The organism is Pseudoalteromonas byunsanensis, from assembly GCF_001854475.1.
Classification (GTDB): Bacteria; Pseudomonadota; Gammaproteobacteria; order Enterobacterales; family Alteromonadaceae; genus Pseudoalteromonas; species Pseudoalteromonas byunsanensis.
Window position 1 is genome coordinate 21,224 of record NZ_MNAN01000034.1, and the last position, 12,426, is coordinate 33,649.

At 41.2% G+C, this 12,426-nt stretch carries 9 protein-coding genes; all 9 read right to left on the reverse strand.

The genetic code is table 11. The features are described 5' to 3' along the window. Positions 1-379 precede the first annotated feature (379 nt). The 9 genes from BIW53_RS14450 to BIW53_RS14490 all read right to left on the reverse strand — a co-directional run bounded on the left by BIW53_RS14450 (position 380) and on the right by BIW53_RS14490 (position 12,136). Positions 380-3,064, reverse strand: coding sequence for a TonB-dependent receptor domain-containing protein (locus tag BIW53_RS14450; protein ID WP_070992719.1), 2,685 nt, complete (start codon positions 3,062-3,064; stop codon positions 380-382). A gap of 78 nt (positions 3,065-3,142) precedes the next feature. Then, complete coding sequence (locus BIW53_RS14455; protein WP_070992720.1) at positions 3,143-4,810, reverse strand: hypothetical protein; 1,668 nt, start codon at positions 4,808-4,810, stop codon at positions 3,143-3,145. Between the two features lie 166 nt (positions 4,811-4,976). Beyond that, complete coding sequence (locus tag BIW53_RS14460; protein WP_070992721.1) at positions 4,977-6,281, reverse strand: tetratricopeptide repeat protein; 1,305 nt, start codon at positions 6,279-6,281, stop codon at positions 4,977-4,979. 21 nt (positions 6,282-6,302) lie between these two features. Beyond that, positions 6,303-6,908 (reverse strand): energy transducer TonB, encoded by a 606-nt coding sequence (locus BIW53_RS14465; protein ID WP_070992722.1) that lies wholly within the window; start codon positions 6,906-6,908, stop codon positions 6,303-6,305. 8 nt (positions 6,909-6,916) lie between these two features. Further along, positions 6,917-7,327 carry an ExbD/TolR family protein gene (locus BIW53_RS14470; RefSeq protein ID WP_070982912.1) on the reverse strand — a complete coding sequence of 137 codons (411 nt, stop codon included), beginning with the start codon at positions 7,325-7,327 and terminating at the stop codon, positions 6,917-6,919. A gap of 23 nt (positions 7,328-7,350) precedes the next feature. Further along, entirely contained in the window at positions 7,351-7,878 is a 528-nt protein-coding gene (locus BIW53_RS14475) for a MotA/TolQ/ExbB proton channel family protein (protein ID WP_070992723.1), read from the reverse strand. 2 nt (positions 7,879-7,880) lie between these two features. Beyond that, positions 7,881-9,248, reverse strand: coding sequence for a MotA/TolQ/ExbB proton channel family protein (locus BIW53_RS14480; RefSeq protein WP_070992724.1), 1,368 nt, complete (start codon positions 9,246-9,248; stop codon positions 7,881-7,883). A 10-nt stretch (positions 9,249-9,258) separates the two neighbouring features. Then, positions 9,259-10,011, reverse strand: a complete 753-nt coding sequence (locus BIW53_RS14485; protein ID WP_070992725.1) for a DUF3450 domain-containing protein — start codon at positions 10,009-10,011, stop codon at positions 9,259-9,261. Positions 10,012-10,246: 235 nt separating this feature from the next. Beyond that, positions 10,247-12,136, reverse strand: a complete 1,890-nt coding sequence (locus BIW53_RS14490; RefSeq protein WP_070992726.1) for a methyl-accepting chemotaxis protein — start codon at positions 12,134-12,136, stop codon at positions 10,247-10,249. Between the last annotated feature and the right edge of the window lie 290 nt (positions 12,137-12,426).

The following is a 12,426-nucleotide window of genomic DNA, read 5'->3' on the forward strand; positions in this document are numbered from 1 at the left end:
ATATATATAAATATATTAATTGACACTAACAAATTTAGATAATAAAAAACCCCGCAAAGCGGGGTTTGGATACAACATGTAAAGGTTGTCCTAATCTGATGTTCACAACATCAATTCAGAACTCGGTTCCAGGTTGTTTTATAATTATTAGTTATAACCTTAAAGATTCGGTGCACTTTAAAGTATAAAGATGACAAATTTATTAAACTGCTGACATTTATACTTAAATTTTTCTGTTAAGCGTTAATTCACTTAACCTTATGTCGATATTCTACGTCACATGTCATATTTTGGCAATGTAATCTAATTATTTTTTATGAGGAGCAAAAAAGCCAAGGATGAACCTTGGCTTGAAATATATATCAACAAATCTACTTACTTAGAACTCGTAGCTATAGTTCACACTTACAGTCGTACCGACCTCTTTTTGCCGAACAATAATATCTGATTGTGTTACTTCTTGTTCCTCATTTAGTAAGTTCTTGATTTTAAACTTAACTTTAGAGTTAAAATCAGGGTACCAAGTATACACTAAGTCAAGTGAGTGGAATGGTTGTTCAAAGGCATCTTCACGACCTCCAATACCCGAAGCCAATATACGCTCACCAAATACATTATAAACTAACGAACCACTATGTTGGCCATCAGCTGAGTCATATCCAAGCTGTAAGTTCACTACATACTTAGAGTGACCCGTCATACGTTTGGTTGGGTTCGTTAAGTTTCCAGCAAATGCAGGGTCAATTGATACTTGTGAATCACTTAAGGTAATATTACCAGAGGTAAATGTACCGCTTACAACTGACGAAAGGTCGTATAACCACTCGGTTTCTATACCGTACACTTCACCTTCAATACCGTTAACAAATGATGCCGTATAATCCTCATCACCGACTCGAAGTACGGTTTCTATAGGATTAGTTATATCTTTATAGAACGCACCAACCGAGAAGTTATCACCGTTGTCCATATAATATTCAAAGCGCGCATCATAGTTTTTAAGATCGCTACTTTTTAGACCCGGTGTACCAAAAGTTTTAATATCAGTTAGTGGGTCAAAGTATGCAACAGCCACAAGTTCACGTAAGTCAGGGCGAACGACCGTTTCACCATAACTCAATCGTACTTGATAATTACTCTCCGCTAGGTAAGTAAGTGCTAGAGAACTAAACACCTCATCTTGGTTAACGCTTCCCTGTTGAATTTTCTCTTCGGAGTAATAAATTCCCTGAGTAACACGGTCAAAGATTAAACTTGAAGTGCCTATTGAAACCTGTTTGAAGTCTTCATATCGCAAACCACCACTTACACGCCATGTGTTGTCAAAAAATGCATCAAACTCAAAATATCCAGCATCAATTTTCTGCGCTGCAATATAATCATCCGCACTTGGTGCCGTTGGTTCATTAAACGATAAGAAGAAATCGTTATCAGAAATAAACTCATCTGTCAGGTAAGTAGACAATCCAAGAATATCGCTTTGGTCACCATTAACCGGGATCGGAATACCCGTTTCATTGTTCACCGCAAAGCTAGAAGTGTTATAAACACGCGCTCTATCGAGAAAATCGTAACCCGCCTTCAATGTCACCTCAACACCTTCAAACGTTAGAGGCAATGTTAGGTTTCCACTTGCGGACTTTACGTTATCAACCATATCTGTAAATGAATATACCGCTCGGTTGTCATCACCTGTTACGATTGAACTCTTATAGTTTCCATCTTCAAATGTGTCGATGAACTTATATTCGATATTGGTAGGAATACGCGTTTCTGCTTTTGACTCTGTGTACTGCCAATCCGCACCAATGCCCATATAATCTAAGAAGGTGTGTTGACCAATAAACTGGTCTACATCAAGGATCCTTTCTTCATAGTTGAAGCTATGGAAGCGTTGTGCTTGATCAGAACCGGCAATCGTTCTTACCGTACTACCATTAGGGCTTTGTAGAACCGCTAAGCTAACTTCGTCTTCATTGTCTTCAAGGTATATTTTTGAATAGCTGACACTTTGTTGATCTAACTTGTAACCTAAGCTGAATATTCCGCTGATCCGCTCATTCTCAGTGGTTACTTTAGAGTCTTTAGCTGTGATATAACAACTATTGTTAACGTCATCTTCTGTAGCCAGTGATGTGCTACAACCTTCGCTTATTTCATCGTCAACTACCGCGGTCTTACGCTCGGAGTACGACCAATCATTATCGTAAGAAGCGGCTAGCATAACGCCAATCGAACCGCCAAAATAGCTCTCTTCAAAGCTGTCGCCAATCGCCGCTTTGATGTCATAATTTGGGTCTAATGACTCTTTTGCTACCTGTAAATCGCGCGGTAACGACATAACCAAGGACTTATTAATCGCACCTGCTTGCTCCGCTCTATTCATCGTTTCGGTATCAACAATGCTGTCTTTGTCTACGATTGAACTTAGGCTAAAGTCCCCTCTATAACGCAGTACTGCACTATGAAGCGCCTCTGGTTGTCCGCTATTCGGTCGCGTATAGGTATACCCTTCATCAGAGTTTGAGTTCATGCCTACGCCAATTTCGATATTAGCTACAAATTCAGTAGGAACAGATTTTGTGCGAATATCGATATTACCACCACCAAACGCTGCAGGCATTGAAGGTGAATATGCCTTCTGAACCGCTAAACTTTCGATGATACTAGAAGGAAAAATATCTAATGGTACAACATTACGAGTTAAGTCTGGGCTGGGCACAGACGCACCATTAAGACGAGCACTTGAATAGCGCTCACCCAAACCTCGTACGTAAACAAACTTACCGTCAACTAAGGTCAAACCTGTCACACGTCTAAGTGCAGACGCAGCGTCGCTGTCCCCAGTGCGTGATAGCTGCTCCGCACCCATAATATCAGCCACAAACGCTTGATTTTTCCGTTCTTCAATTACCGCTGCTGCACTTCCTTGTAAACGTGTACCAACGGCAACAACTTCTTCGATTGCTTGTTCTTCTACCGCTATGCTCGGCGCAGATACACTAACAACAATTGCAGAACTAACTGCTAAAGCAATTTTTTTTAATTTCATTTGAGTATTCATTTGCAATCCTGCTAAAAATCATAAAAAAGGCGCAATAGCTGCGCCTACTTCGTGATAAACAATTTAAATCACAAAAGATTACTGGTTTTTAGTCGCAGCGAGTGCTTTTTGTACCCATTTGTACCAGTCGCTGCTTGTATCTTTATCAGATACTGCACCGATATAGTCAACTTGGTCGAAGAAGCTCAAATCTAGGCCACTAAGGTTGTTCGCCTGAATTGTGATCTCAGTCGATGCAGTGTTTGTCGCAAAACCATCCGCAGCTAATACACCCTCTGCACCGTCTAGGATTAGGCTTGAAGCATTGTTAGTGAACCATTCAGTTTTTGAACCGCCACTTTTGAACTGTTCGCCATTTTTAAAGTTGTTTACGCAAGCCATAACCGAGTTGTTGAAGTTAAGCGCGTCATTTTTAGCTGCATCTTCTGCGTCATCTTTAAACTCAATACACGAGGTGTTGTTATCTGCCACTGCTTTAACAATTAGTGTGTTGTAGTATTGACCTTGAATTGCATCGTCAAACTTAACACCTTGTGATGGGTCATTGTCACGGATAGACTTACCGTCTGTTGTTACAATCGTAACGTTTGCGATAGTCGGGTTAGATGCTGGCGCTTCACTGTATTCTTCGCCGCCATTTTTCTCACCGTCAGTTTCGAAGCCATTGTTACCCATGAACCCTTCTGAACCTGCTGGAATTGTTACTAGCTCATCATCGTCATTGGTATAAGTAACATCTTTTTTAGTTTCAATAGTGCCGTGTTGGACATAAATAAACTGAGCATTACCCTGCCAACCTGCATCGATGTCAATTGAGTCATCCTGCGTATCAGTTACAACAATGTGTTTGATATTTGCAGCGCCACCGAAGAATTCAATACCATCATCAAAACCTTGGTGAATGTGAAGATAGTCAAAGAGAGAGCCTGAGCCTACAGCATTAAGTGTTAGTGAGTTTAAGTCATCACCATCACCACCTTCACGAGGGCCAGAACCTGCGTACCAAATGTTAGCGAACTTGATAGTACCGCTGCTATCTGCGTTATTCTTACCACCAAAGTGACTGGTGATACCTTCGGAAGTAGCATTACAGGTGTTTGCTGCACGCTCTGCGTTAGTACATTGGTTTGTTAAACCAAAGCCATTAATAATAATACCACCCCAGTCAGCAAACTGAGGGCCAGTTTGTGCGATATCAAAATCTGAATAAATGTTCGCAGATGTGAATGTGATAGGCTTATCAGCTGTACCAACTGCGTTTATTTTCGCGCCGCGACCAATACGAATAATCGCTTCGCCTGATTTAAACGCAAGTGTTGCACCAGCTTCGACGTTTAGTGTCGGGCCATTCGTATCAATTGTACAGTTTTGGGTAGTATTACAATCTTTACCCATTTGAATTGCACCATCAAATACGTGTGCGCCACCATTTTCTAGTGCTGTAAACGTGATGTCTTCTTCGATCTCTAACGTCTTACCGGCAAAATCTGTACCGTAAACACAGTGTGGTGTAACGAACTCACCTTGCACTTCATTACCTGCAACAGTACGTTTTGTACATGGGTTTACTTTACCACCTGGATCTGGCGTTGGGTCAGTTGGGTTACCTGAATTGTTCGTTGTATTATTTGAATTATTTACGCTGCTATCATTAACAGTTGGCGTTACTTTAATATCTCCACCACAACCTGCTAATACTAACGCAGAAGCAACAAGGCTCACCTTGAATAACCCAGAAAATTTCATCTTTATCTCCATAAAATATAATAATTATAAGTGCATAAAAAGCTTGGGTATAAAGTAACTACTTTACATTACAGATGGGTTACACTTTATGGAAACAAAGATGACAATTTAATAAATTGAAATAAAAAAACCGCCCGAAGGCGGCTTTGGTGTTGCGATTATAAAATTATAACAAGGCTTGTTTTAGCGTTTCAGAATGAAGCTTTTCTTTTTTTACATACTTAATCCACTGCTTGGCCAAACTTTCAGATTTTTTATGTTTTTCTGCCTGTTCAAATGCCAATATAGATGCATCAAAATTTTGTAAATTATATTGTGCCATTCCCAGTGCTACATACGCATTTGATTCAAAAGTTAACCCACCCTTATCCAGCGCCATACGTGCCGCGTCCGCAGCTTCGTCATACATTTCAAGATTTATATAGAGCTCTGCAAGCCTTTGCTCATAGTTACCATGCTCAACTTGCTCACTTGCCTTTTCAAAGTAACTTATTGCCCTTTGATTTTCCTTCGCTTGGACTAATGATTCAGCTATAAACACATGATTCTTTGCACTATCTTCTACTATTCCTGAACGCAATCCTCGTTCCATCAGTTTTGCTGCTTTAAAAGATAAACCGTTATACATGTAAACTTGAGCCAACTGCATAATTTGTGAGCGCGATTTTACAAACCCCTGCTGGTCAGCCGCTTCAAAAATTGCTAATTGTTTTTTCTCTTCGCCAATTTCACCATACATACCTGCGAGCTGAACCCAATAATCTGGTTTATTAAATAGCTTAACCATTTTCTCTAAAGTTTCCGTTACTTCTTTAGGCTGATTAAGAGAGTAATATAATGCTCGCTGCAAAACCAACCAGTTTTCTTTCGGATCTTCGTTTTTAGATTCGGAAAGATTAACAGCGGTATTAATATATTTTAATGCTTCCTTATAATCTTTTAACTGGTAATTTGCTTGAGCCCTTAAAACATAATAACCATCAGGAATAGTTTTAGTGTTTATCGAATCCCAATCTTCTAAATACTTTATGACTTTATCATATTCAGAATTAGCCATTGCAAGTTGAGCCAAACTAAATGTGGTAGATAACCTTAAGGATTCTGGGATCTCTTCCTCTGCAACAACCTTTTCAAAAGCTGCTATCGCTTTATCAAGCTGATTTTCGTTGTAGTATATAAAGCCATAGAAATTATACATCATCGCTACTTCATAAGAATTCATGCTTGATGAACGGTCTTTAATACTATCTAACGCTTCTAGACCCGCTTTTACATCTCCATCATCAGCCAGTTTTTGTGCTCTGGCCAACTGACTGTATACCTTCTCTCTAAGAGCTGGTACGCGCTTTGTTTTAGTCTCGGCGTATGCTGTACTCACATTGACATACGGTGTGAGTGAAGCAATTGACGGCGCAATCATTGCAACTGCAAACATCGCGCTGTGTATCGTAATCCGTTTAATATTATTCATAATCGCACCTCTATCATTCCTTTAACCGTTTATCTGGAAGGAAATTTTGTTCTGAACACCGGCTACTTCAACAGCTTCACCGTTCACCACTCTGGGCTTGTATTTGAACTTAAGCGCAGCATCCAACGCAGCGCGGTCAAAAATGGCTTCAGGTTCAGCTGTAATAACTTTAGGATCCCTAACCGTACCTTGCTTGGTCACTATAAACTCTACAATGACGTACCCTTCGATACCTCGAGATAATGCCCGACGGGGGTAAACTGGCGCTACTTTTACGATGGGTAGGTATTCACCATCACTTGACTCAAGCGCTAAGCCACCTGCCAGATCCACATCAGCTTCAACATTTGCACTGAAGTCAAAATCACCACCAGCTGCATCTAAATCGTTGCTTTGCATTTGCGGTGAGTCCATCGGTGGCGGTGGCTCTTTAGGTGTTGGTGGTTTTTGTGGCTTACGTTCTTTCTTTTGAACCGCTTCTTCTTTTTTCAAACGGACAAAGTCCAGCACGTTACCTTTAACAGGCTCTGTCATCGCTCCTTCTCCGCCTTGAATAAGTGCCTGCATACCCAAGAACAAGAAGAAAGTAACAACACCTGCAATTATCAGTGCTATCAAATAACGCATATTACTACCTATGATTCTTGTGCTGCGATTGAAACATCAAACGCACCTGCTGCTCGTGAAGCATCCATCACCTTAATAAGCATTTCCGTGGTTGCTTTCTTATCGGCCTGGATCACCACGCTTCCTTGTGGGTTTTCAGCCTTTAGACGCTCAATGTTTGCTTGTACGGCACGCACATCAACTTGGCGCTTGTTGATCCAAATTTCGCCTTTATCCGAAATCGCGACTAAGATATTCGCGCGCTGCTTTTTTACAGCCGTAGCTGCTTCTGGACGGTTAACATCAATACCAGCTTCTTTTACGAAGGATGCGGTAACGATAAAGAAAATTAGCATGATAAAAACTACGTCCAACATCGGGGTCATGTTGATTTCTTCTGCTTCTTCTTCTTGAAATACTTTAGCTAATGGGGCTCTCATAATTCTTTCCTCTGCACATTCGACTAATGGTCGAGTAACATTTTGTCTTCTAACAGTTCAACTTCACGCTTTGCTTTACGCTGTAAATACGTCGATGCAAATACACCTGACAGTGCGCCAACCATGCCAGCCATCGTTGGGATTGTTGCTTTTGAAACCCCTGATGCCATTGAACGAGCGCTACCAGTTCCGGTAATTGCCATTACATCAAATACTTCAATCATGCCTGTCACAGTGCCAAGCAAGCCTAATAAAGGGCACAGCGCAACCATCACGTTTATGTAAGGCAAATTAGCATTGAGACAAATACCTGCTCTGGAGATCTGCGCCTGACGAATTTGTTCAGCGTTCCAGCTATTTCTTTCGTTTCTTGCTTTCCAGTCAGACAGTAATTCCTTTTTGTAGGTTTTATAGCGTCCGAAAACGAACATAAACCTTTCTAGAATAAGCAACCACATCGCAAAGATGATTAGGCCGATGACCAGTAGAACCTGGCCACCCGTATCTAAAAATTCTCGTAGCGCATTGATTGCTTCAATCAATAGGACCACGATTACGCTCCTTTTTCGCTTCGCTCAGCGATAATGCCTGCACTTTGCTCTTGTAGAATTAACAGTAGATTACGAGAGCGCGTGTTCAAAAGTGTGTATAGGAAAACCGTTGGTATAGCGACCACCAAGCCCAGCACCGTGGTTACAAGCGCTTGAGAGATACCACCTGCCATCAGTTTAGGGTCTCCAGTACCAAATAACGTAATCGCTTGGAAGGTGTTGATCATACCTGTCACCGTCCCAAGTAAGCCAAGTAGCGGCGCCACTACTGAGATGATTTTAATCAAAGTCAAATTGCGGGTAATTTTTGGCATTTCGCGTAAGATTGCTTCACTCAGTTTAAGCTCCAATGTGTCATACGCGACATTGGGATACTGATCTTTTACCTTCATAACACGCCCCAATGGGTTGTCTTCACGCGCGGTTGTGTCTTTAAGCTGACGGTTGATCTTAGCACCCATAATGAACAATGAAATAAACCGCTCAAGAGCAATGAGTAGTGCTAACATGCCTACACCCAAAATTACATAGCCAACAGCGCCACCTTGGTGGACTTGCTCTTCAGTATTAGGCGCTTGAACAAGCAGGCCCAAAATTGAACCGCCAGTTGGGTCAAGAGCGAAGTCAACCACGCCGCTTTGCGTACTTTGTAGTTCAGCTGCCGTTTCTGTGAAGCGAGATACTGGCTGACGAGTTAATTCTGACAACGTATTGGTAGCAGGGTTAAAAGATAAATACTTACCATCAGAGATTAGGTTAAATGCCCCAACTCTTACTACTTCCTTATTCGCTTTCTCACCACCGGATACGATAACTTCAGTATTGAATCGCGATACCTTACCTTGCTCGGTCATTTCACGTTGTAGCTCGTACCAGACTTTTTCGATATCTTCGATTGAAGCTAAGCGAGAAGTTGAGCCCATTTTTTTGGCCATTTCATCCATAAAGTCACTACGACCTGGAATTTGCGCCGACACAACCGAGGTCTGGAACTTAGTGCTCGAGTCGCCAGCTACTTGTTGTAGTACCCCAAATAGCTCTTTTAACGATCCCATACGTTTAGACAAGGTATCAGTTAAGTTTTGTAGCTTTATTTCATTTTCTTCGAATTGCGTTTCTAAGCGCTCAGAACGCGCAAGCTCACCATTACGCTTTTGCGTAAGAGAATTCAGCATCGCAATTTGCTGATCCTGTTTAGCCATAAATTCAGCTTCGCGCGCGCTATTTTGTTGGCTTTGAGAAACTTGACCTTGCTCAAGCGTTTTCAGTAATGAATCTAAATCCAATGCCTGTTCTGCCATGACAGATGTAGACAAAGCGAATGTTGCAGCCAAGATGGCCTTTTGACTAAATTGCTTAAAAAATTTCATCTTGAACCTCTTACTCTGAAACGTGAACTGGAAGCGTTAACATATCTGGTGCTAGCTGCTTACGAGCAATGCGCAGCCCTTTGTTGATTTGGCTGATACTGGTGTCATCTAGTGCAACAAATCGTTTGCTGTCTTGGTTCCAGCTACCCGCTAATGACCCATCTTTAGTTACGTACAGTAATTCCATGCGGCCAATGCGCAGAAAGTCTACTTCTCGCTCCTTACCATCTATATCTAACAAAGCGGTATAGGCTTCTATGGTACGACCGTAATCCACTTCAACTTGATATGCTTCAAGTACACGACGAAACTTTTCACTCGATGTTACATCCGCACGTTCCATCATTTCTTTAAGTGACACGATTCGCGTCTGACGTTCTTTAGGTAAAAATGGGATATCCAGTGCCACAAATTGCTCTAAACCTGTGATCATACGTAGCATCAAAGGTGTGATTTGGCGTTCGATCACTGAAACCTGATCCATAGAAGCGTTAATTGCATTCATTTCATCAAGTTGATTCTGAATTTGTTTGTCTAATTGGGCGTTATATACCGCAAGGCCATCAATTTCTTTATTGAGTGTTTTAAACTTTTGCAAACGTGACTGCATAGAGTCGGCGATTGAATCGATCTTTGTTTGAGTTTTCTGTGCAGATTCATTAATTGCACTACTTTTGTCGATGACCTTGTTTAAGTCATTGGCTTGAACGCTGGTCGCAGTTGCAAGCAAGCCTGCTAATAACAGGGGGTTAACGCACTTCATCGCATACACCTTAAGTTTTGCTAGTAATTAAATTGGGTGCAGTTTAAGGGTGTTTAATTACAAACGTGTTGCGCAAAAAATACAGAAAAATGACAACTGTAATAATTAGTACGTTCTATTTAGTGAAAAATCTTTATTGGTTAACCCACAACAATGTAGAAGATTCAGATACAAAAAAGCCGGAGCCTAGTTGGCTCCGGCCTAGTTTAAAGTAACCCAGTAATGTTCTAAAAAGTTAAACTTTGAATTTCATTACCATCTTTTCTAACTCATCAAATTGCTCTTGTAATTGTCTGCACTCACCTAACGTCGCCTGAAGGTTTTGTGAGCCCTGTACAGATAAATCACTAATATGATGAATATCACTATCTAGGGATTGGATAACCGTATTTTGTTCTTGCGTGGCGCTTGCAACCGCATGGTTAACGCCATCGATCGAATCAATGGCATTACTTACTTCATGCATCTTTTCACCAGCCTGAGTGGCTTGAGTTGCGCTCTTAGCTGAATCCTCCAGTGACGATTTCATGACGGCAACCGCAGATGCTGAGCCTTGTTGCAACTCAATAATCGTGTTTTCGATTTCTTGTGTAGATTCCTGCGTACGCTGCGCAAGTTGTCTTACTTCATCAGCAACAACAGCAAAACCTCGTCCGGCTTCACCAGCTCGAGCAGCCTCTATGGCAGCATTAAGTGCCAATAAGTTAGTTTGTTCACTGACTCCTTTGATCACCTCGAGTACTTGTCCAATGCTCGCCGAATGCTTATCAAGGCTATCAACGGTAGATTGTGCCTGTGCCATTTTGTCACTCAACGATGCAATCTCTGAAATGTTAGCATTGAGTGCTGTTTGGCTATCAACACTTAACTTATTTGCTTCAGTTGCCAGTTCTGAGGCGTGACTAGCATTGTTAGAGATTTCGACCGCGCTGGAAGACAATTCATTTATTGCTGTTGCTACATTGTCAGTGCGCTTGGTTTGATCGCTATACATACTCAAAGTTGATTGGGTTTGCGCGATTAAGCTCTCTACTGAATGTTCTAAAGAAATGGTGGTGTCTTTTACCTGTGCAATGGAGTCGTGAATTTTCTCGATAAACAGGTTAAAGTAATTTGAAAGCGCACCAAATTCATCGTCATTTTCGACATGTAATCTACGAGTTAGATCCCCCTCACCCTGCGCAATGTCTTTAATGGCATCATTAAGTTGTACAACTGGTTTCATCAAATACTTCAACAACAATTGCAGCATCACAATAATTACCGCAACGCCGAGTAACATGTATATCGCCGCCATATTTCTAAATGAAGACACCGATGAATAGGCTATTTCTTTGTTGATCACCACACCTAAGTACCAATCAACATTTTTGATCCCCTTCATTTTTACAAAAGAGATTAGTCGCTGTGAGCCGTCGATCTCTTCTTCAATAAATTTCTCTTGTAATGGTAATGATTTACCAAATAAGTCTGACATAGGCTTATCATTAAGCTTGGTATTAGGGTGCGATAAAATGCGCCCTTCTGAATCCAGCAAAAAGCCATAGCCGAAGCCTAGAAAGTCGATCTCATTGATAATATCTGTGATTGTTGCCATATCAATGTCACCACCAGCAACGCCTAGAAATTCACTGCCACTGCTAATCGGTACAACCGCTGAGATAGTCAGTTCGTTAGTAGTAACGTCAATATATGGATTAGTAAACGCAGTGCCATTTTTCTCTTTGGCAAGTTGGTACCAAGGACGTGTAGTTGCATCGTAGTCAGGTGGTAATACAATACTTGGGTCATCCAGTATAAACTGGCCTTCTCGCATACCAATGTACACATTCTTAAAGTCCCCAGCTGCATCTGCAGTGGCCAAACGCCGCAAGATCTGGTCTCGCGAATCTGAAGAGCGGTGGCCGCTGGCAACAGACCCAACGATATCCAGCCTATCATTTAGCCAATTGGCGATATTCTGAGATACTGACTGAGAAATTTCTTGTAATACCAGTGCGAGTTGCTGCTGAGTTTGATTACGCATCACAATAAAATTGTTGACGGTAAACAGCCCTAATACCAACACCAAAACCAGCGAAGCCGCTATGGTGACTTTGGTGGTAAACTTAAACGATTTAAACATTCTGAGCCTATTATTATAAATTGTACGCCTAAACCCGTTGCTATATTTATGAACAACGTCTGAGAATCACTTCTGATCAAATCAGCTTGTGTTCATATTTAACAAAATTAAACTGGTTTGTCTTATCGTATCGGTCAGTATCTGAGATTATTTAGTAAATTTAGCTAAACTGTGTACAACTGACGAAAAATAAAACAATTTGTACCGCGCTTTAGGATGAAACTGTAAAAGTATAGACATAAAAGAAAGTGTCGGCTGAAAGCTCGCTAGATCAGCCCTAATATTTATAA